Source organism: Nocardia arizonensis (assembly GCF_001310275.1).
Lineage (GTDB): Bacteria > Actinomycetota > Actinomycetes > Mycobacteriales > Mycobacteriaceae > Nocardia > Nocardia arizonensis.
The window spans coordinates 27,164-48,407 of sequence record NZ_LGYZ01000088.1; the positions used below are offsets into that span (position 1 = coordinate 27,164).

A 21,244-nucleotide genomic window follows, 5' to 3' on the forward strand; every position below is an offset into this window, starting at 1 on the left:
CGCGAACCGCGGGGACCTCTTGCCGCCGGAACCGACGAATTAGCATGTCGCTCATGCGGTACCCGACCAACGCCCTGATCCCGTGACGGCCGTCGACGCCATCGTCCTGGCGGGCGGACTGGCGCGCCGCATGGGCGGCATCGACAAACCCGGCCTCGTCATCGGCGGGCGATCCCTGCTCGCGACGGCGCTGGCGGCGGTCGCGGGCTGCGCGCGCACGGTGGTGGTCGGCCCGCACCGCCCCGACCTCGACACCGCGATCCGACAGACCCGCGAGCGGCCGCCGGGTTCGGGTCCGGTGGCCGCGATCGAGGCCGGACTGCGGGCCCTCGACGCCGATCCCGCCCCGCTGGTGGTGATTCTGGCCGCCGATATGCCCTTCCTCACAGCCGCGGCGATCACGCGACTGCGCGACCGGCAGGCCGAATCCGGCGCCGACGCCGTCTTCGCCGCCGACGACGCGGGCAGACCGCAGTATCTGGTCGGCCTGTGGCGGCGCGACGCGCTCGTCGGCGCCCTGGAGAAGCTCGCGTCGCCGGTCGATCAGCCGATGAAGGCGCTGGTGCCCGCCGATACCGTACTGGTCGAGGTCGCGGGTGTCACCGATGTGGACACCGAAGACCAAGTGCGCGCGGCACGGACGGCCACGGGTGAACCGCCGTCCCCCCTGACCCTGGAACAGGCAAGACAGGTCCTGCGCGACGAACTGACCCGGCTCACCCCGTACCGCGCCGAGTTGCGGTCGGCGCGCGGGGCCACCCTGGCGGAGCCGTTGACGGCGGCAGGCCCGTTGCCACGCTTCGATGTCTCCGCGATGGACGGCTACGCGGTCGCGGGCGAGGGTCCGTGGCGATTGCGCGCCGATATCGGCTACGCGGGCGGGCGGCGCGCGTCCGGTCTGCTGACCGGTGAGGCCGTGCGCATCGCCACCGGCGCGCACGTACCCGTCGGCGCGAGCGGTGTGCTGCGCGACGAATTCGCCGAGATCGACGTCGACGGCGTCCTGCACCGTCTTCCCGATACCCCGCACCGCGACGACATCCGCAGACAGGGCGAGGAACGAGTGCCGGGTGATCCCGTGGCGCCCGCGGGCCTGCCGGTGACCTCCGCGCTCATCTCCGCGGCGGCCAGCGTCGAGGTCACCGACGCTCTGGTGCGTGGTCCGGTGCGGGCGCGAATCGTCATGACAGGGGACGAGATTCGCGGCGAGGGTCCACTGCGCACCGGGCAGATCCGCGACTCGATCGGACCGATACTGCCCAACATGCTGTCCCACTACGGGATTCGCACCGAGGATCGGGTTCACCTGCGCGATACAGCGCACGGCTTCGATGAGATCCTCTCCGCCACCGACGATGTGGATCTGCTCGTGGTGGTCGGCGCGACCGGCGGCGGGGCCGCCGACCAACTCCGCGGCGCGGTCGCGCGCTCCGGCGCGAGGGTCCCGGTGCCACGGCTGCGGTTGCGGCCCGGCGGGTCGACCCTGGTCGCCGAGCTGACCCGCGGTACCACCGTCCTCGGGCTGCCCGGCAATCCGTTCGCGGCGCTGGCGATCCTGATGGCGCTGGCCGACGCCCTGGTCGCGGGCCGAACCGGTGCGTCCGCGCGCAGGCCGCTGACCGGTCCGCTGCACAATGCCGCTGCCGTCGCGGGTCCGGTCGCCCGGATCGTGCCCGCCCGGATGGCCCCGGAGGGCGGCTGGATCGGCGACCGGCACGTCCACACCGCCCATCTCGGCGGTCTGGTCGATCGCGACGGTCTCGTCGTGGTTCCCGCCGACGCCGAGGACGGCGTCATCGTGGAATTCCTGCCGCTACCGGCCTGAATATCGCCCCGATTTCGAAATAGGCAATTCCGCTTCCGATCGCAAGAGCGGATCGCTATTGTGTTGGTGTTAGGCGAATACACATCACTTCTCACTTCGGAAAGGACCGAGTGAAGATGGCTGAAAAGTCGAAGAAGACGCCTAAGAAAATGCCCAAGCAGATGCCGAGGCAGCAGCAACAGCAGCGCCAGGAGCAGGGCACTGGCCGTGCGGGCTCATCCGAGAACCAGCAGATGGACGGCCGTTCGTCCACGGAGCGCGACTCGGAGCGCCGCTCGGGCCGCAACTGATCGAGCGTGCTCCGCGACCGCCGGTGTCGGTGCCGGCGGTCGCGGCATGTTCTCCCCGCTTTTCCACCGAATAATCGGTGAATCCGTGAATATCCACGCACTGCGGAGCAATTACCGCGCGGTGTGTAGAATTTCGCCGCGCAATTTCTCGAAGCGCACCGGTAGACCGAATACCGAACACCGAATCGCCCCGGTCGCCCGGGTTTCCCGCCGCCGCGCGGACTCCGCCGGCACCGCACCGCCGCCACCACCGGGTGGCCCGGAACCCCATGACCCGCCAGGTAATTGGCGCACCGACGGGACGGGGCTAGGTTCGGTGACACCGCCGACTCCGGCGGAAGCGAGGAACGGAGAATTCCCATGCCCGCCTACGGATTCGCCCATCTGCACACCCGCCGTCCGCATCGCGACATCCTCGAATACCTCGAGCGCGTCCAGGACACCCTGAACCCCTTCGACGGCCGCTTCCTCGTGCACGGTCCGCCGACGGAGGTGGTGGAGGGCCGGTGGCCGGGCAGTATGGTCCTGATCGAGTTCCCCGACCTGGAGCGCGCCCGGACCTGGTACCACTCGCCCGCGTATCAGGCGATCCTCGCCCTGCGCACCGATCACATCGACGGCGATGTCGTGCTGGTCGAGGGCGTCGGCCCGGACTACCACCCGCGCGAGCGCGCCGAGTCGCTGCGCGCGCAGACGCCCTAGCTCACCCGGCCGACTTTTCGGCGGCGCCGCCGGTCGGATACCGTTCACCAGGCACGATGCATGTGATCTCGCGGCAAAGGATGCGCCCGATGGACGATAGTTCCCTGATCTGGGACGACGGCGTCCTGCTCACCATCGACCAGCGCGGCCTGCCGCACGAGGCACGGCGACTGCGGCTCGGGACGGTCGACGAGATCATCGAGGCCATCGCCACCCTGGCAATTCGGGGCGCACCCGCCATCGGCATCGCGGGCGCGTTCGGCGTGGTCATCGCCGCCCGCGCGCACACCGCCGCCGACGGGGTGCTCGACCTCGCGGCGGTCGAAGCCGAGGCCGCGCGCATCATCGCGGTCCGGCCCACCGCCGTCAATCTGGCATGGGCGGTGCGCCGCGCCACCGCCGCGGCCGCCCGCGGCGCGGACGCCGCACTCGCCGAAACCCTCGACATGCTCGCCGAGGACGGCAGGGTGAACCGGGCCGCCGCGACCAACGCCGCCGACCTGGTGCGGGAACTGCTCGGCGACCGCCCGGTGCGCGCCCTCACCCACTGCAATACCGGCCGCCTCGCCACCAGTGCCTTCGGCACCGCCATCGGCGCGCTGCGGGTGCTGTTCGAACGGGGCGCGCTCGCGGAGGTGTTGGTCGACGAGACCCGTCCGCTGTTGCAGGGCGCGCGGCTGACCGCGTGGGAACTGGCCGAGGCCGGTATCCCGCACCGGCTGACCATCGACTCCGCGGCGGCGTGGGCGATGGCCACCGGACAGGTCGACTGCGTGCTGGTCGGGGCGGACCGCATCACCGCCAACGGCGATGTCGCCAACAAGATCGGCACCTACATGCTGGCACTGGCCGCGCGCCACCACGGCATACCGTTCATCGTGGTCGCCCCGGAGTCGACCCGCGACACGGCGATGGCGACCGGTGCGCAGATCGTGGTCGAGCGGCGCGGCGCGGCGGAGGTGTCCGGTTTCGCCGGGGTCGCGACCGCGCCCGCGGGCACCGAGGTCTTCAATCCGGCCTTCGACGTGACACCGGCCGCGCTGGTGACCGCGATCGTCACCGAGGCGGGCGTGGTCTATCGGGAAGGCGGCGCGGGCGCGGCCATCGCCGAGGTGGCGCGCGAGCTCTACCGCAACGGCTGGATGCCGGGGACCGCGGGCAATATCTCAGTGCGGCAGGGCGATTCGGCGCTCATCACCGGAAGCGGCCTGTCCAAGGGCGAACTCGGCGCGGCCGATATGGTTACCGTGCGCGTCGCCGATTCCGCACCGGTCAGCGCGCAGGCGCGCCGCCCTTCGGCCGAGACCACCATCCACACCGCCGTCTACCGCCGCACCGACGCCGCCGCCGTCGTGCACGTGCACCCGCCTTACGCGACCACGCTGTGCACGCTCGCGGGCGAACCCGACCGCGTCACCACCGTGCGGATCGGCGACTACGAACTGATCAAGGGCCTGGGCGTGGCCGATCCGAGCGTGATCGACATCCCGATCTTCCCCAATTGGCGCGAGGTCGCGCGCATCGGCGCGGACGTAGAGCGGTACCTGACAGAATATCCGTACGCGCCACCGGTTTTCGGCATCGCGGGGCATGGCGTCACGACGTGGGGCGACACTCTCGCCCAGGCGCGTGACCGCGCCGAATGCCTCGAGGCGTTGTGCGAGCTGGTGACGCGCACCGGACGCCGCGGTGCGTTCGCCGCCGAAGCCGAGCTCGTCGAGATCGGACGGCTGTGACGCCGGGTGAACGATGACGCCGAGTGAACGATGACGAGGGGTAGGAAATGACACTGCTGCAAGTGATGGCCGCCGACGACGCCGCCGAGGTCAGGGTGCGTACCACCGACGACGCGGTGATCACCGCGGAATTGGCGAGGCACGGTATCGCATTCGATCGCTGGCCGGTCGTGGCAGAAGCCGCGGCGCTGCCGTCGGAGGAACTGCTGGCGCGGTACGCCGACCAGGTCGCGCTGCTGAACGAATCGGGACGCTACAAGCACATCGATATCGCGCGCATCCACCCCGACGACGCCGATCCGCAGTGGCCCGCCCGCGCGAAGGGCGCCCGGGAGAAGTTTCTCGACGAACATCGCCACGCCGAGGACGAGGTGCGCTACTTCGCGGCGGGGCGCGGCTGCTTCTATCTGCGTCTCGGCGCCGAGGTGCTGGCCGTGGTGTGCGAGGGCGGTGACCTGCTGTCGGTGCCCGCGGGCACGCCGCACTGGTTCGATATGGGCGAGCGGCCCGATTTCATCGCCATCCGCTTCTTCGAGGAGGAGGACGGCTGGGTCGGCGATTTCACCGGTGACGCGATCAGCGGGGGTTTCCCGTCGCTGGACGATTTGCTGACCGCGCCGTGATCCACGCCGTCGTCATTGATATCGAGGGAACAACCAGTCCGACCAGTTCGGTTCGGGAGAATCTGTACGACTACACCCGCGAACGCCTGCCGCGGTGGCTGGCCGACAACCGCGACGCCGCCGCCGAACCCGTGCTCACCGGCACCAGGGAATTGGCGCGGCGCCCCGATGCCGATATCGCCGAGGTGGCCGCGATCCTGCGCGAATGGCTCGATTCGGATGTCAAGGCCGAACCGCTGAAGACCGCGCAGGGCCTGATCTGCGCCGAGGGATTCCGGTCCGGCGCACTGCACGGGGAATTCTTCCCCGATGTCGCGCCCGCGTTGACCGCGTGGCACGCGGCCGGGCTGCGACTGTACGTGTACTCGTCGGGTTCGGTGCGCAATCAACGGGACTGGTTCGAATTCGCCCGCGGCGGCGACCTGTCCGCGCTGATCAGCGGTCACTTCGACTTGGCGACATCCGGTCCGAAACGCGAATCCGCCTCTTACACGGCGATCGCCGCGGACATCGGTGTGCCCGCATCGGAGATCCTGTTCCTGTCCGACCATTCGGATGAACTCGACGCCGCCGTCGCCGCGGGCTGGTCGGTCCTCGGCGTGCACCGGCCCGGCGAACCGAATGCGCCGCGCCCACCGCACCGGTGGGTGGAGTCGTTCGCGCTGGTCGACCCGCTCTGACCCGCGCGGACTACGCCCGGCTCGCCCCGACCGGCGTGCGCGCCGCGCCGAGCCGACCGTATTGGACGCCGGCGAAGATGCGGCGCGCGTGCACCGCGACCGGGCTGGTCGACCACGGCGCCAGGGCCGTCGTGAACATCAGCTCGCACCAGGACAGCGCCGGGACGTCTCCGGCGGCGAGCGTCGCGATGAGCGACATCTCGATATCGTGTCCGCCCCATGCCGCGAGCAGCCAGGCCGCGTCGAGACGTCCGAGGAATTCCTCGGCGTCCTCGGGCGGACCGTGTGGGGTGTCGACGGCCAGATGCACAACGGCCGCGATGGCGTGCCGCATCCGCGCGTCCAGGCCGACCGCGTCGTGCAGCAGCAGGGCTTCGAGCGCGGCGCGGAGTTCCACACCGGAGTCCGTAGATATAGTGCGCGTCATCGGAAACCTTTCCTTCGAATTGTCGTGCGTCGCCGCGGGTCGGAGGTGGCGACGCTGCTCGCCCTCCGAAGGTTCGGCGTCGACCAGACAGACCAGCGCTCCCGGATTCCAATCGAGCCTGCCGAAGACCTGGCACCAGTCCACGGCGGGGTTGTCCTCGGACACTTCGAGGTCGAGCGCGAGACCCGACAGCGAAGCAGTGCACGCCAAGGTCACCGCGTCCAGTTCGGGTTCGGTGACGGTGAGATGCAGTGTGGCCTCGCGATGTCCCGAATCGGCTCGCGCGCGCCCGGCCAGCCAGACGGCCCTGGCGGCGGCGGCCATCGCACCGGCGAAGCGGTCGCCGCGCGGATGATCGCTGTCGTTGTCCAGGAACGGTCCGTACCAGATCGCACGCCCCTCGTCACCGCAGACCGCGAAGGTTCCGTGCCCGCAGTCGGCCGCCGCGGCCAGCGTGATGTGAGGTACCGATTCGAGCTGGTCGATCATGCGCATTCACTCCCCGCAATGTTTCCGCAATCCACCTGGTCCAGTTCACCGAATCACAGTTGTCTCGGTTCGACATCGAATCTGTGATAAATGGATCAAATACGTTACTACGGAGGTTGTCCAGGCAATGTCGGTGATGGCGCGGGCCCTGTCAGGTACGTGCACCGGCCAGGGCAACCCTTCGCTTCTCGAAGCGCCGAATGCGACAGCATATCGTGGGCAAGCGAATTCACGCGCGCACATCCCCGACCGCCCCACGTTCGCCTGTTCGTATGCCGAGGAAGAATTGAACCCGTCCGGGATGGCTGCCCGAATCCACCCGGAACATCTGCACGTCGAGTTCGAAGCGCGCACCGGTATCAGGATCGCACAGTTGCATGAGCGGGCTGTCGCGACCGTAAGCGGTACCGCCCGCGGCCCACATGTCGCAGAATTCCGGGAATTCTCCGAGCTCGCGCAGCAAGTCCGCGGACCAGCCGGTATCGCCGGACTGACCGATGAGTCCGCGCAGCCATTCGACGGTGCGCAGCGCCTCACGCTCCCACTCCACCATGATCCGCTTGGAGTCGGTGTCGCCGAAGAACCAGCGCAGCACGTTCCCCTCGGTCACCAGCCCGGGAAAGGCCGCCGCATAAGCGCCGTTCCAGGACAGCAGATTCCAGCGGGTGTCCAGGTAGCAGGCGGGATTCGGCTCGTGCATCCCCAAGGCGCGGCGCATGTCCTCGCCGATATCGGCCCGCAGTTCCTCGACGCTCGGATAGGTGTCCGCGGTGATACCGGCCAGGTCGAACAGATGTCTGCGTTCGGCGTCGGCCAGTGGCTCGACCCGGTCCAGATATCGAATCAGCGCGTCCACCACCGCCTTGGTGGGGTGATCACGATCGCCGCCCTCGAGATGGGTGATGTAACTGGCGCTCACCCCGGCGGCAAACGCCAGTTTCTCCCGCGATATACGCCGATCATCCCTGAGTCGGCGCAACAACCCCCCGAACGTGGGCGGCCGCAATAGATGCCCCGTCCCGGCATCTGTCGTTTTGCGTGGCACAGCAATCCGCTCCCATGAAACTGTAGATGTATCAACGAAACGCGCCGCCCGGCACGAACGGCGAGCTGGTCGAACCCCGACGCCACCGACGCCGATGAGACTATGCGGTGCACGACTCCCATCGTCAGCGATATGAGCCAGCGTCCACAGCTACGATATTAAACGATATTATTTCTTTATATAGGTTGCTTCCGCCGCATGTCGGCTACATTACAGCAATGCAATCTGCCGCCAATCGGCCGATGCGGCAGCGATATTCGGTTGGAGCAAGCCGTAGAAGTGTGGGTGAAGTCGGACGGAAGTCCCCACCGCGGCGACACCGAGCGGTACGGATAACAGCCGAAACGGCGATGACGGGACGCGGCGAGACAAGTCAGCACCGGACCGCAAACTCACCAACGACATAGCGAACAATTGGCGAACAAGTCGCGAGCCCCGGAATCGCACCGCGCGATCCGACCGCGGCAAAGTCGATCGAAAGCGCCACGGAAGTCACCGCCGGTGTGTCGGCACACGTTTCGAACACCCATCCACCGCGAATCCGTGAACTCTTGCCCATTTCGACAAGGGCGGCCGACCAGAGCGCGGCCGGCGGCGCTATCCGCATCCGCCGCCACCCGATGACGAACCACCCCCCACTCTCCAGCTGGATCGAACAAAGGGGGTCAACCGCTGAAAGTGAGCGGGGGCATCAGTCGAACAGGCTCACGGTCGCCGATCCGTCCCTGGTGCGGAGAATGTTCTCGGTGACATACACGAGATGCCCGCGCCAGTGTTCTTCCGCGCGTTTCCCGGCGCGCGCCTGCACCAGGTCGGCCAGCTGCTGACATGCCGCCGTCACGTTGGCGGCGAACTCCGAGACGGAGGACCGATCGAAGTGGTCGCGTCGTTGACGAATACCGAGTTCACGATGCGCTTCGAAGACGCCGCGCAGAGCGCGGGCCTGCACGGCGAGAGTGTTGTTGCCGCAATGATCGGCGATGAGATCGTGGAATTCGCCGACAGCGCCCACCCACATCCTGAAGTCACGTTCCGTGTCGAGCCCATCCCCGATCGCTTGCCGTTGCCGATCGACCGCGGCGCGCAGCGCGGTCAGCCCTTCGTCAGTGCACCGTCGCGCGAGCAGCCGGGCGCAGATCGGTTCGAATTCGATACGGGCTTCCAGCAGGTCCGCCAGTGTGGTCCCCCGCATTTGCAGATACAGGCCGATGTGCCGGGCGGCGACGCTCAGATCCGGGAACTCGGCGCGGGGACCGCCACGCGAACCAGGAAGCACGCTGATCAGCCCATCGCTCTCCAGGACCCGGAATGCCTCGCGCAATGTGGGCCGGGAGACCTGGAATTCGACCATGAGGGCTTTCTCCGACGGCAGCATCTCCCCCGGGCGAATCTCGCCGCGCACGATTCGGCCGCGCAACCGGTTGGCGATCTGCTCGGACGCCTTCGGGGCGCGCGTACCGCCGTCGGCGACCCCGGTGTGCCACAGCGTGCGATCCTCTGCACTCACCGGTCCAACTCTAAGCGCTTCACGCGAAGCGCACCCGAGTCGCCCTCGGCGTGAGAGAGCGCCGCGCCGAAGCATTCTCCCCAGAGTCGCACCGCTTCGATCGAACGACGGTCCAATCGCCCTCTGGCGCAACACCTGTCTAACTTGTTCGACAGTGTGACCTAGGTCTCGACAGAGCAGCGGAACGTTGCTACGGTAGCGATATCGAGTCTCGTTGAATCTTCACGAGACGGCCGACCTCGAGCCCCAGGTCGCTGGGGCTGCACGGATGGGGGCTGCGCGCTCCCACGCCACGGCCCTGATGGCAGGACTGACATGAAACTCTCCATCGACGCGAAGAAGTGCTCCGGCCACGCCCGCTGCCACGCCACCACGCCCGACGTATTCGACATCGACGACAACGGTTACGCCCTACCGATCGACCGCGAGGTCGCCGATCCGCTCGACCAGAACATCGCCGCGGGCATCGCAGCGTGTCCCGAGCGTGCCATCTCCGTCGGCTGATCACGCGCCGACACCGCTCTTCGCCACACCCACCACAGCACCGCCGCGTCAGCCACGAAGCAGAAAGATACCCGTCGTGAACCGGCGCGGCTCGCGGCCGAGGCCGCGCGCACGCACTGATCACATTTCCGCGATGACCGGTGTGGGCGCTTTCTTCGTTGGTTAGGACATGTCATGACTCAGACCGAACCGGGCCGCGGCGATGCCGCCGCGGGCGCGTGCCCCGTCCACAACTTCGACTACACCCAACTGAAGCCCGTCGGCACCTGGCACGCCGCCTACGACCGGCTGCGCGAGGAATCGCCGGTGATCCGAAACGAATTCGGCCCCGGCTTCTGGACCGTGCTGAACCACGAGGGCATCCTCGAGATCCTGCAGAACCCCGAAACGTTCTCCAATAGCGTTGTGACACCGCTCGATCCGAATCCGCAATACCGGTGGATCCCCGAAATGCTCGATGGGGACGAACACCTACAATGGCGCAGACAACTCGGGCCGTTGTTCGCCCCGAAAACGGTCGAACTTCTCGAGGCGAAGGTCCGGCAGCGGGCGATCGACCTGATCGAGGACATCGCTTCGAGGGACAGCGCGCAATGCGACCTGATGACCGAATTCGCCCAGCGCTATCCGACGACGATCTTCCTCGAACTCATGGGTTTGCCCGTCGAAGAACTCGACCGGTTCATGGAGTGGGAACACGCGATCCTGCACTCGAGCTCGGACAGCGTCGAGGTTCGGGGCCGGAGGCAATTCGCGGCGATGCGGGCCGTGATGGGCCGTTTCGCCTCGATCGTCGCCGAGCGACGCGTCGAACCGCGCGATGACATCGTCAGCAAGGCGTTGACATTCGAGATCGATGGCAAGCCGGTCTCCGACGAGGACTTGCTGTCGTTCTGCCTGCTGATGTTCATGGCCGGGCTCGACACGGTATCGGCCACCCTCGGCTGGTCGTTCTACCATCTGGCCACCCACCCGCAGGACCGCCGTCGCATCGTCGAGGAGCCCGAACTGATCCCGAGCGCGGTCGAGGAGTTGCTGCGAACCTACGCCATCGTCGTTCCCGCCCGAAAAGTCATGCGGGACACCGAGATCCAGGGATTCCCGATGAGTGCCGGTGACATGGTCGGCATTCCCCTCAGCGGCGCGACCCGCGACGTGGCGGCATTCCCCGACGCCGCGACCGTCGACATCGAGCGCAGACCGAACAATCACATCGCGTTCGGCGCCGGACCGCACCGGTGCCTCGGCTCGCACCTCGCCCGCCGCGAACTGCGCATCGCCCTCGAAGAATGGCACAAGCGCATCCCCGAGTACCGATTGCGGCCCGACGCCGAGCTGGTCGAGACCGGCGCTCAACTCGGGCTCACCTCCTTGCCGCTCGAGTGGGACAGTCAACATAGTTAACTATGTTAACTTGGGTGATCCTAATGCCGTCCCGACCGAGCGCCTCACGTCGTATGCCCTTGATCACCCCGTGGTTTACTTGACAACGACAAGTTGACGATTTCAACGGAGGTGACGTAGTGAACGACGAGCCGCCGACGATGTTCGGTCCGCGCAACGCGTCGGTCCGCCCGATACGCACCCCGAAGACGGCCGAACTCGTCGCCAGGAAGCTCCGCAGGATGATCGTCGACGGCGAACTCTCCGACGGCGACCATCTGCCACATGAGGCCGACCTGATGGAACACTTCAGCGTCAGTCGTCCGACCCTGCGAGAGGCCGTCCGCGTCCTCGAATCCGAACGTCTCGTCGAAGTGCGCCGCGGCTCCCGCTCCGGCGCGCGGGTCTGTGTACCCGGCCCCGAAATCGTGGCCCGTCCGGCGTCGCTACTGCTCGAACTCTCCGGTACGACCGTGGCCGATGTCTTCGTCGCCCGCGAGGCTATCGAGCCACCCGCCGCACGACTACTCGCCGAGAACGGCACCGAGGAAGCGTTCGACGAACTCGAGCGCATGGTCGACGAGGACATCCCCACCGCGTACAACGCCGATCGCCTCGCCCAGGGCAGCGCTCAGTTCCATTTGCGGATGGTTCAGCTCTCGGGCAACGCAACGCTCGCGCTCATCGCGGGTATGCTGCACGAGATATTCGAACGCCATACGACGGCCGTGGTGCGCGAGCACTCGGTCGAGAACCGGGCGACGGTGGACGAGAGCTACAAGCTGCTGATCCGCTCGTGCCGCCGCCTGGTCAAGCTCCTGCGTGCCCGCGACGGCGATCGCGCCTTCGAACACTGGCAAAAGCATATGGTCACCTCGCGCGCCTCACTCCTCGGGCGCGAGGACGTCAAGGTCCGCGACATCCTCGACTGATCCGCGGGAACCACTTTCCCGTCGGTCCTCCGACTACCCGGCCTTCGGCCGTTCCACGCCACCCGCTCTGTTCGGCGCGGCGCTCATCACGCGATGGGGGCGGGATCAGCGATCATGATGCCGGTCAGCCCGGTGAGTACCCGTTCGGCGTCGGCGGCGATGCGGCGCACGAGCTCACCGGCGGACGGGATGTCACGGATCAGCCCCTGAACCATGCCCACGGTCCAGATGCCCGCCTCGGGGTCGCCGTTCTCGTAGACCGTGCGGCCGCGGGTGCCCGCGACAAGCTCCTTGACGTCCTTGAAACGGCCACCATTGCCGAGGATCTCCACGACCTGATCGCTGACCGAGTTCTTGGCCGTGCGCATGGTGTTTCGCAACTGTCGGAAGATGAGCTGGGTGTCGAGTTCGCTGGATTCGACGATCCGCTCCTTGATCGCGCGGTGGATCGGGCTCTCCTCGGTGCACATGAAACGGGTGCCCATATTGATCCCGCCCGCGCCGAGAGCCAGGGCCGCCGCGAGGCCGCGCCCATCCGCGAATCCGCCGGAGGCGATGAACGGAATGGTGAGCGCGTCGGCGGCGGCGGGTATGAGTACCAGCCCCGGCACGTCGTCCTCACCGGGGTGCCCCGCGCACTCGAATCCGTCTATGCTCACCGCGTCCACCCCGATACGTTGCGCCTTGAACGCGTGCCGGACGCTGGTGCATTTGTGGATCACCTTGATTCCGTGCTCCTTGAAGTGCTCGACGTGCACGGTCGGATCGGATCCCGCCGTCTCGACGATCGTTACGCCCGAGTCGATGATGGCCTGCCGGTACTCGGCATACGGCGGCTGGTCGATCGACAGCGTGAGGGTGAGGTTGACGCCGAACGGCATGTCGGTCATCGACTTGCATCGCGCGATCTCCGTGACCAACGCCTCCGGCGTCGGCTGGGTCAGAGCGGTGATTATGCCGAGGCCGCCCGCGTTGGATACGGCCGCGGCGAGTTCCGCCCGGCCGACCCACATCATCCCTCCCTGAACGATCGGATGCCGGATGCCGAATTCCTCGGTAAAAGACGTTCTCAACATGGTCACTCCTCGCGTTGGCCGAGCCCCACCCCTGGGCGGCAATACCGCACACCTTATTTACTTAGATAACATAGTTCACTATGTTTGATACTTGCAACGCCGCGATGTCGATAGAGTTGACCATGTTGCCACCGCGACGGACAACGATCGCAGTCCCGCCGCGACGAAGGCCGCGAAGGCCGCGGCCATCAACATGGTCAGGCCGGCGACGCCGGGGCATTGGATGGACGTGACGAGTACACCGGCGGTGCCCGCCGGCAGGCCGCTGACCGCCCACACGCCGACGGAGCCCGTACCGCAGATCGGGTCGGGACCGAGCCTTGGCACGAACGCGACGTTCCGCTGTCGCGGTATATGCGCAAACCCCCTGACCGACCGCCGCTCACGTCGATACGCGGCACACTCTGTGCAAATAATATAACCTATTGATTTAGGTTAATCAATAGGTCCGGCCCGTCGCGCACCGAGACGCCGCAAGGTGCCGCCCGGAACAATCCGGGAAGATAGGAAAGATGTTCGGCTGCACTGTGATCATCGCCACCGGCATCGCCGCGACCACCGCACCCAGGGCGAGCTGAATCAGTTCACCATATCGTCAGGTGGACTATCGGGGCGCGGCCGAGGAGGCGGCACCACGTCGACGGTCAGTTGAACAGATCGACAACGGATTCGGTGGCGAAGCTGCCCCAGAGCATGCTCTTGCTCACCTTCGACATGTGCCCGCGCCAGAACTGCTCGGCCGCGTCGGCATCCTTTGCTTCGATCAACGAGACGAGCTTCACGAACGACCGGATGGTCTTGCGGAATTGCGCGAGGATCTCGGCGTGATCGGCGCTGCGGCGCACGACCGTACCCATGTGCGCCGAAACCACGCCCCGCAACAATCCGCCGAGGACCGCTAGGGTCTGATTGCCCGCGCGCTCCATGATCAGGTCGTGGAATCGGAACGCCGTGTCCGACCAACGGTCGAGATCGGCGCCCTCGATACCCGCGGCTACCAGCTCCTTGAGATCGGCGACGCAGGAATTCAGCGCCGCCAGATCGACCGCCGTCCGACGCTGGGCGAGCATGCGCACCGCCGCGGGCTCGAGCACCATGCGCGCCTCGTACACGTCCGCGAGCGTGGTGCCCGACATCTGCAACAGCAGCCCGACGTGCCGCGCGGCGACGGCGGGGTCGGGCGAGGAGACCTGCACTCCACCGCGCGACCCGCGACGGACGACGATCAACGACTCGTTCTCCAGAATGCGGAATGCCTCGCGCAACGTCGGACGCGACACGCCGAACTGGCTGCCCAACACCAATTCAGGAGGGAGGGTATCGCCCGGCTTCAGTATCCCCCGCACGATTTCACTGCGGAGTTGATGCGCGATCAATTCGGCGGTCTTCGGCGCGCGGACGCGCCTTTGTGAACCATCGGTGCTCACGGCGCTGCTCACTGGTTACCTCGAGACGTCAGGACGAGAGGGCGACTCCCGTGCGGTTGGCGGGGATAGGACTGACCGCACCCCCGACATGGTCGACATGTACATCATATAACTAAGCGACCTGTTTGCTCGCACACCACAACGGGAGCAGGCCCCGAGACAGCGGTCCGCGCCCCCGATGTGGAATCGCTCACCTTCGCTGCCGATCTCACCGGACTACGGTTGCATAGATGGGATTGTCGCGACGGTTCGGCACATTTCCGTCCAACCCCCAAATTGAGATTAATCAATCATATCATTTACTGTTCGACGATGCCAGGTCCGCTGGTCGGAACCGAACCCCCTCACCGAAGGATCGCACCATCCATTCGGGTGACGTGTCCGTCGAACGGCCCGACATCCGGCGGACCGGTCAGGCGAATTTCGCCGGCCGACGATTACGCATGGCGTCGGCGCCCTCGGCGAAATCCACCGACTCGAGCAACTCCAACTGCCCTACCGTCTCCAGCTCGAGGGCCTCGTCCAACCTGCCGATGGCCGCCGAGTTGATCGCCTGCTTGGTCAGCGCCAACGCGCGGCGCGGGCCGCGAGCCAGCTTGGCGACGACCTCGGCGACGCGCGCATCCAGGTCGGTGTCGGGCACAGCGGCGGTCACCAGACCACACGCGGCGGCCTCGGTAGCAGGCAGCCGCTCCCCCAACAGCGCCATCTCCGCCGCACGCGCCCGCCCCGCCGCGGCCGCGATCAGCGCACTCGATCCGCCATCGGGCATCAGTCCGATATTGATGAATGCCATGAGGAGATAGGAACTCTCGGCCATGTACACGAGATCGGAGGCGAGCGCGAGCGAGACACCGATACCCGCGGTGGGCCCGTTGAGCTTGGATACCACCGGCACCGGTGTCCGGCTCACCGCACGGATCAATCCGGCGGCAGTCCTCATCACCTCGTCCGTGCCGATCGCCCGCCCGTTGATCGTGCGACCGGCCGAGAGGTCCGCGCCCGTACAGAACGCCTTGCCGCGGCCGGTGATCACGACGACCCGGTCCGCGCCCGCGCCGTCGATGCCGTCGAGCACTTCGGTGATCGCGGCCATCACCGTATAGCTCATCGCGTTCAGCCGATCCGGATTGTCGATGGTGAGCGTGAGAACAGCGCTGTCCCTGGTGATTTCGAGCCCGTCGACGGCTTGCGCGCTCATCGCCGCCCTGCCGTTTCGGTAGCCGCGATCACACTCGAGAGCCTTTCGGTGAACCGCGTCCTGATCATCGGCACCACACCTCTGCTTTCGTATGCCGGATAAATATGGTTATCTAATTTAGAAATGAGCGGCATCGGCGCTCACGGCCCGCCTGATCAGGGCAGGTACACTCGGCTCGCCAGCCAACGGCCGTCGACCAACTTCATCGTCATCGACACCCGGCTTCGGTCGACCCGCGGATCGGCCGAAGCGCTGTTGGTGATGGTCTGATCGATGAACAGGATCACCTCGACCTCGGTCTCGGTCGCCGACTTCACGCCGGCGTCGAGCACGGTGCCTTTTCCTGTCGCCTTGTTGTCCACCAGCAACTGACGCAATGAACTGCTCGAACGACCGTACATGTCCTTGAATTCACCGGTGGCACCGTCCATGATCGCCGCGAAATCACGATCCAGATTGTTGACATCGACACTCGTGAGCGTCACACCGTAGTTGCGAGCCGCGGCCAAAGCCGCCTCCGAGGCAGCCCGCACATCGCGTTCCTGCTTCAACTGCCAGCCGAGGACAGTCGAGGACACCACACCGGCCACCGCCACCAGTGCCAGTACCGCGACCAGCACCGAGTTCGCGCGCGGCGCGAAGCGCGCGCCTCGCCCTCGCTCCGACTCGACGGTCGCGATTCGGTCACGCACCGAGTCGGTACCGGCTTCCTCCCGCCGCCCGCCTGCCTCTTCGGGGACATGGTTGGACCCGAGATCGTCCTCCTTGTCGAGCATCGCGACAGGGCTTTTCGAGACGTCGTTGGTCATCGGTTGCTTCCCTTCGAATTCGGGTGCCGCTATCGCGGTTGCGTGGACGGCTCCGGGCCGCCGTAGGGTAGTGGGAGGGTGAATGGCCCGGTGGGGGTCTGCGAGGACCTGGCATCGGGATCGACGCCTTGCGGTGGGCCCGCGGTGTCGTCGTCCGCCGGTCGCGGCGCGTTGCGCGCGCCGCGGATCAGCACGGACGGATCGTTGTTCGCGCAGTAGGTATAGAGATGCGGCTCGGGGAAGTTCGGCTGAGACGGCGCCGAACGCGGCAAGGGGTAGTCGCAGGCATACCGGGGATAGATGTTCACCAGTCCCCAGAGGCCGCCGTCATGGAATACCGTCGATATCGCTTCCAGCGTCGATCCGTCCCGGAAGGTCGGAAAGAAGAATTCGTGGAAGGCGGGTACTCGCACATAGGCCAGCTGAGCCACCGTGGCGAGATTTCCGAGCAACTGGACCATTGTGGGCGAGTTGTCCGCGATGAGCGCGTCGACCGAATGCATCGCGCCCGGGCCGGTTCCGAGCAGTGTGCGGAATCCGCCGTCCTTGGCTTCGATACCGGTGAAGACAGCCTCGGCGTCTCCCGCAGCGGCTCGGAGCCCGGGAGACATGTCGCCGAGTGTCGTCAACACGGTCCGGCTGTCCCGCAGCAGACTCACCGTCTGTGGCAGCACCGTGTCCATCGTCGACAGCAGGAAGACGCCTCCGTCGACGATGTCGACGAGTTTCCGCGGTCCCTGCGGGCCGATCCCGAGCTCATCGATGACCGCCGCGAGCTTCGCCGGGTCGATCTGGGCAAGGGTGTCATCGAGGTCACCCAGCAGCTGGTAGAGCTGGGTCGGACTGCTGGTCCGGTCGATCGCGATCTGATCCCCGTCCGAAAGATAAGGCGCGTCGTCGGTATTCGGACGGAAGTCGAGATACTGCTCGCCCGCGGGCGACAAGCCCGACACCCGGACTTCGCCGGATGCGGGGATCCGCCGCGCCGCGTCGATCGACGCGATCGCCACCAGGCCGTCCGCGGTGAGATCGATCGATGCGACGCGCCCAACGGGAACGCCGCGCAAGGTGACGTCCTGCCCGGGCAGAAGTCCACCGGATTGCGCGAGATGCACCTTGACGGTGTAGGTCTCGGCTGTCGGATCCATGTCGAGGGCGCCGAAGACGAGATAGGTGACGCCGAGGACGAATGCCAGCGCGAGCGCGACGGCCGACAGACCGAGACGGCGCCGCCGCGCGACCCGGACCGCTGTGAGGACCAGTCCGGCGGGCGGCTCGAATATCCGGGTCAGCGCGCCCGCGGCGCCGTATGTCGCGCTCACCGTCCAGGTCCTGTCACCCGGCCGTACAGTCTCATCATCGTGTAGGTGAATGCGCCGACGAAATTCTGCCAATCACTCGCGTCGGGCAACCGCGCCCCCGGGTCAGCGGTGTGTCTCGGATCGGTCATCGCGCCGAGAGCCACTTGCTCGAGGTCCACGTTGACATGAGCGGAGGTGCCGTTCGTCAACTTCAGCACCGGCCAGAGGATCTTGTTGAACGCCGCGAAATCGGCGTTCGGATCCGTTGCGGCCCGGTTGAGTTCGAACGTGACCCTATTGATGTCCGCGATCATGCTGCGGGTGTCGGTGCCCTGCATCGAGGGAAAACGTGCCATCTGCCGTGAGATGCCGTCGATCTGTTGAATCACCGCCATCGCTTGCTGGGTGTTGTCGGCGACCGTCCGCAGAGCCGGACCGGCGGCGCCGATCACCTCGTCGATGGTGCGTTGGCGGTCGTTGAGCAGCACGGCGAGCCGATCGGTCTCGGCCAAGGTGGTTCGGATTGCCTCCGACCGGGCGACCAAGGTGCGCACCAACTCGGTGGTCTGGTCGATCAGCGCGCCGAGCTTGTCCCCTCGCTCACCGACGGCGGCGCCCATGCCATTGACCACTTTGGTGAGATTGCGGATCGCGCCACCGTTGACCAGCAGCGCGGCGGTGGTGAGCACTTCTTCGACGGTCGCCGCGGCCGAGGTGGCCTCCAGCGGGATGGTGTCGCCGTCGCGCAGCGACGGACTATCGGCAGTCGCGCCCGCGGCGGGCACAACCGAGACGAACACATCGCCGAGCGGCGTCGCGGTCCGCAGTTCGGCCCTGGTTCCCACCGGCAGCGACACGTCCTGATCGATGCGCAACGACACCACCGCCGTGTAGTCGCGCACCCTCATCTCGGCGACTTCGCCGACGTCGGCGCCGCCGAGCCGCACCTTGGCCTTGGTCGGCAAGTTCAGGGCGTTGGCGAAGGTCGCGAACAAGGTATAGGTATCGTTGCCCATCCCCGGAGCGGGTAGCGGGTAGTCCTCGAGACCCACCGAACAGCCCGCGCAGGCGATGGCGACCGACATCGCCGCCGCCGCTACGGCAGCGCCACGCTGACGATTCGGTGTCATTTCGGCACCCCCGACAACGCGGTGAGCATATCGGTGATCCCGAAATCAGGGCCGAAGTCCTCGAGAGTACCCGTCGAACAACCGAGTTGACGCAGCCCGAGGATGTTGCACACTTCCTTCACCATCTGCCCGTCGAAGAGGATCTTGTCGAGCAGGGCATGCACTCGCACACCTCGATTCTCTTTGTCGAAGGTGTTGTACGCGTTGTCCATCATCAGCGGCGCGAGGTCGATGAACTCCTCGAGCTGACGCCGGTAGTCGACCAGAGACCGAGTAACGGTGTTCGCACCGACCACCGTTGCCTTTAAACTGCCCCGATTGTTTTCCAGCAGTGCGGTGGCCTGCGTGAGGAGTTCGTTGATCTGCGCGCCGGTATCGCCCTGTCCGATTCCCATTCCCGCCAGGATCTCCATCATCTGATGGGTCGCGGCACCGAAATCCCTGATCTTCTGGTCGTTGTCGGCCGCGGCGCGAGCCAGCACCGAGAGATAGTCGACGATCTCGACTATCTGGTTCTTGGTTTCCGCGCCGCCGTCGCTGCCCACCCGCAGCGCGGCGGACAGCTGATCCAGGGCCGCGCGCATCCCCGGGCCGTTGCCCGCTGTCGCCGCGTCGGCCGCCGCGAGCAGGTCGGCGATCGGGCCCGTCCCCCGCGTCGGGCCCCGCAGCTGAGTCGACATCGTGTCCGCCGCCGCGAGCAGCCGTTCGAGCTCGACAGGTGTTTTCGTGCGCGTGAGGTCGATGTGCGCGTTGTCGGCCAGCCTGGGACCGCCCCGATACGCCGGCGTGAGTTCCACATGCCGGTCGGTCAGGATCGACGTGGACAAGGTCACCGCCTTGACATCGGCGGGCAGTGCGACGGTCGAGTCGACCTCCATCGTCACGTCCACGTGGGTGCCCTTGGGGTCGATGCGGGTGACCTTGCCGATCGGCATACCGAGAACCGATACCGCGTTGCCTTGGTACAGACCCGCGCCGCTGTCGAACTGCGCCGTGATGGTGATGGTGTCGTCGGTCGAACCGGTGGGGCCACCGACACAGCCTGCCAACCCGCCGAGGGACAGGACCGCGATCAATCGCGCGGCAACGATCATTCGTCGGTTCATCGGCAGTCCTGGAAGTAGGGGGGAAGATTCGCAGCCGTCGCGCGGCCGCTGATCGCGCACATCCACGAATCCATCAGCACGCCGGCGGGAGCGGAGAAATCGATCTCGTTGGAGGTGCCCGTCGCGTTGACGAAGTTGCGCACGGGCACCGGCAGGATCTCGAGGATGTTGCGCAGCAGGTCGTCATGCCTGCTGAGGCTGTCCAGCAGCGCGTTGAGGCTGTTCACCATCTCCGTGAGCGCGGGGCTGTCGTCCACGACAAGGACATGCAACTGATCGACCAGCTGCGTGGTCGCCGCCAGCAGGGTCTCGATCGCCTGACGTCGGGCGGTGATCTGGGTCAACAGTTCCCGGCCCTGATCGACGATGATGCCGAGTCCCGACTGTTGCTGATGCACGAGGGCGGCGAGCTGCCGGATGCCCGCGAGCAACGAACCCAGCTCGTCGCGACGCCCCCCTACGATCGTGGCCAGCGTGTGCACATTGGTCAGCACCTGCGGCAAGACCGTCGGTACCCCCTGCAACTGCGTCGACAAGGTGACGAGACTCTCGCCGAGCTGCGTGGTGTCGACTTCTTCGAAGGTGACCGTCGCGTTTTCCAGCGCGGTCTGCAAATCGTAGGGAACCACGGTGTTGGCCAGCTCGATCCGGTGGGCGGGAATCTCACCGGCCCCCGCGGGCGCCAATTCGATGTAACGAGCGCCGAGCAGTGTGGTGAGCTTGATCGACGCCTTCGTATCCGCGCCGAGCGGCACGTTCTCATCGATCCTCATGCCGACTACGACTCGGTCGCCTGCCAGTCGCACATCCGAAACCGATCCGACCGAAATACCCGCGATGGTGATGCCGTCACCGGCCCGGATGCCCGCCGCTTGTGCGAACTCGGCCTCATAGCGATCTTCGCCGATGCCGACAGAGTTGATGGCCAGAGCGATCACCAGCGCCAATACCAGCGCGCCGACGGTGACGAAGCCGAGCACCCGCGAGTCGATTTCCTCGAAAGGGCGCCGAAAGGGGCGCAGCGTAGTGAGATAGCGTTCTGCGTTCATTT

The 21,244-nt window shown here is 66.5% G+C and carries 20 protein-coding genes; 9 read left to right on the forward strand and 11 right to left on the reverse strand.

What is annotated here, in order from left to right:
* Nucleotides 1-82: 82 nt before the first annotated feature.
* The 6 genes from APZ21_RS20940 to mtnC all read left to right on the forward strand — a co-directional run bounded on the left by APZ21_RS20940 (nucleotide 83) and on the right by mtnC (nucleotide 5,856).
* Entirely contained in the window at nucleotides 83-1,825 is a 1,743-nt protein-coding gene (locus tag APZ21_RS20940; RefSeq protein ID WP_082393326.1) for an NTP transferase domain-containing protein, read from the forward strand.
* Between the two features lie 116 nt (nucleotides 1,826-1,941).
* A complete protein-coding gene (locus APZ21_RS20945; RefSeq protein WP_156371239.1) occupies nucleotides 1,942-2,115 on the forward strand; it encodes a hypothetical protein in 174 nt (57 codons plus the stop codon).
* A gap of 360 nt (nucleotides 2,116-2,475) precedes the next feature.
* Nucleotides 2,476-2,817 carry a DUF1330 domain-containing protein gene (locus APZ21_RS20950; protein ID WP_054814987.1) on the forward strand — a complete coding sequence of 114 codons (342 nt, stop codon included), beginning with the start codon at nucleotides 2,476-2,478 and terminating at the stop codon, nucleotides 2,815-2,817.
* Between the two features lie 89 nt (nucleotides 2,818-2,906).
* Nucleotides 2,907-4,553: a bifunctional S-methyl-5-thioribose-1-phosphate isomerase/methylthioribulose 1-phosphate dehydratase gene (locus APZ21_RS20955; protein ID WP_082393327.1), complete on the forward strand. Its 1,647-nt coding sequence runs from the start codon at nucleotides 2,907-2,909 to the stop codon at nucleotides 4,551-4,553.
* A gap of 47 nt (nucleotides 4,554-4,600) precedes the next feature.
* The gene (locus tag APZ21_RS20960; protein WP_054814989.1) at nucleotides 4,601-5,176 is read left to right on the forward strand and encodes a 1,2-dihydroxy-3-keto-5-methylthiopentene dioxygenase; all 576 of its coding nucleotides are present in this window, start codon (nucleotides 4,601-4,603) and stop codon (nucleotides 5,174-5,176) included.
* A complete protein-coding gene (mtnC, locus tag APZ21_RS20965; RefSeq protein WP_054814990.1) occupies nucleotides 5,173-5,856 on the forward strand; it encodes an acireductone synthase in 684 nt (227 codons plus the stop codon). The genes APZ21_RS20960 and mtnC overlap by 4 nt, the downstream gene beginning before the upstream one ends.
* A 10-nt stretch (nucleotides 5,857-5,866) precedes the next feature.
* On the opposite strand, the gene APZ21_RS20970 is transcribed toward mtnC, so the two are convergent.
* The 3 genes from APZ21_RS20970 to APZ21_RS20980 form a co-directional block, all read right to left on the reverse strand.
* Nucleotides 5,867-6,772: a hypothetical protein gene (locus APZ21_RS20970; protein WP_054815143.1), complete on the reverse strand. Its 906-nt coding sequence runs from the start codon at nucleotides 6,770-6,772 to the stop codon at nucleotides 5,867-5,869.
* 229 nt (nucleotides 6,773-7,001) lie between these two features.
* Nucleotides 7,002-7,817, reverse strand: coding sequence for a helix-turn-helix transcriptional regulator (locus tag APZ21_RS20975; protein ID WP_156371240.1), 816 nt, complete (start codon nucleotides 7,815-7,817; stop codon nucleotides 7,002-7,004).
* Between the two features lie 691 nt (nucleotides 7,818-8,508).
* Nucleotides 8,509-9,324 (reverse strand): FadR/GntR family transcriptional regulator, encoded by an 816-nt coding sequence (locus APZ21_RS20980; RefSeq protein ID WP_054814992.1) that lies wholly within the window; start codon nucleotides 9,322-9,324, stop codon nucleotides 8,509-8,511.
* Between the two features lie 315 nt (nucleotides 9,325-9,639).
* On the opposite strand from APZ21_RS20980, the gene APZ21_RS20985 reads away from it, so the two are divergent.
* The 3 genes from APZ21_RS20985 (at nucleotide 9,640) to APZ21_RS20995 (ending at nucleotide 12,143) form a co-directional block, all read left to right on the forward strand.
* A complete protein-coding gene (locus APZ21_RS20985) occupies nucleotides 9,640-9,828 on the forward strand; it encodes a ferredoxin (protein WP_054814993.1) in 189 nt (62 codons plus the stop codon).
* Between the two features lie 174 nt (nucleotides 9,829-10,002).
* The gene (locus tag APZ21_RS20990) at nucleotides 10,003-11,232 is read left to right on the forward strand and encodes a cytochrome P450 (RefSeq protein WP_054814994.1); all 1,230 of its coding nucleotides are present in this window, start codon (nucleotides 10,003-10,005) and stop codon (nucleotides 11,230-11,232) included.
* A 140-nt stretch (nucleotides 11,233-11,372) separates the two neighbouring features.
* The gene (locus APZ21_RS20995) at nucleotides 11,373-12,143 is read left to right on the forward strand and encodes a FadR/GntR family transcriptional regulator (protein ID WP_054815144.1); all 771 of its coding nucleotides are present in this window, start codon (nucleotides 11,373-11,375) and stop codon (nucleotides 12,141-12,143) included.
* A gap of 86 nt (nucleotides 12,144-12,229) precedes the next feature.
* On the opposite strand, the gene APZ21_RS21000 is transcribed toward APZ21_RS20995, so the two are convergent.
* The 8 genes from APZ21_RS21000 to APZ21_RS21040 all read right to left on the reverse strand — a co-directional run bounded on the left by APZ21_RS21000 (nucleotide 12,230) and on the right by APZ21_RS21040 (nucleotide 21,242).
* The gene (locus tag APZ21_RS21000) at nucleotides 12,230-13,219 is read right to left on the reverse strand and encodes an NAD(P)H-dependent flavin oxidoreductase (protein WP_054815145.1); all 990 of its coding nucleotides are present in this window, start codon (nucleotides 13,217-13,219) and stop codon (nucleotides 12,230-12,232) included.
* 644 nt (nucleotides 13,220-13,863) lie between these two features.
* A complete protein-coding gene (locus APZ21_RS21010) occupies nucleotides 13,864-14,658 on the reverse strand; it encodes a FadR/GntR family transcriptional regulator (protein ID WP_054814996.1) in 795 nt (264 codons plus the stop codon).
* Between the two features lie 400 nt (nucleotides 14,659-15,058).
* On the reverse strand, nucleotides 15,059-15,847 hold the full coding sequence (locus APZ21_RS21015) for an enoyl-CoA hydratase-related protein (RefSeq protein WP_054814997.1): 789 nt from the start codon (nucleotides 15,845-15,847) through the stop codon (nucleotides 15,059-15,061).
* Nucleotides 15,848-16,002: 155 nt separating this feature from the next.
* Nucleotides 16,003-16,656 carry a hypothetical protein gene (locus APZ21_RS21020; protein ID WP_054814998.1) on the reverse strand — a complete coding sequence of 218 codons (654 nt, stop codon included), beginning with the start codon at nucleotides 16,654-16,656 and terminating at the stop codon, nucleotides 16,003-16,005.
* Nucleotides 16,657-16,685: 29 nt separating this feature from the next.
* Nucleotides 16,686-17,978 (reverse strand): MCE family protein, encoded by a 1,293-nt coding sequence (locus tag APZ21_RS21025; protein ID WP_239476745.1) that lies wholly within the window; start codon nucleotides 17,976-17,978, stop codon nucleotides 16,686-16,688.
* Nucleotides 17,975-19,087 (reverse strand): MlaD family protein, encoded by a 1,113-nt coding sequence (locus APZ21_RS21030; protein WP_082393329.1) that lies wholly within the window; start codon nucleotides 19,085-19,087, stop codon nucleotides 17,975-17,977. The genes APZ21_RS21025 and APZ21_RS21030 overlap by 4 nt, the downstream gene beginning before the upstream one ends.
* Entirely contained in the window at nucleotides 19,084-20,193 is a 1,110-nt protein-coding gene (locus tag APZ21_RS21035) for an MCE family protein (RefSeq protein WP_054815000.1), read from the reverse strand. The genes APZ21_RS21030 and APZ21_RS21035 overlap by 4 nt, the downstream gene beginning before the upstream one ends.
* Nucleotides 20,190-21,242, reverse strand: a complete 1,053-nt coding sequence (locus APZ21_RS21040) for an MCE family protein (protein ID WP_082393330.1) — start codon at nucleotides 21,240-21,242, stop codon at nucleotides 20,190-20,192. The genes APZ21_RS21035 and APZ21_RS21040 overlap by 4 nt, the downstream gene beginning before the upstream one ends.
* Between the last annotated feature and the right edge of the window lie 2 nt (nucleotides 21,243-21,244).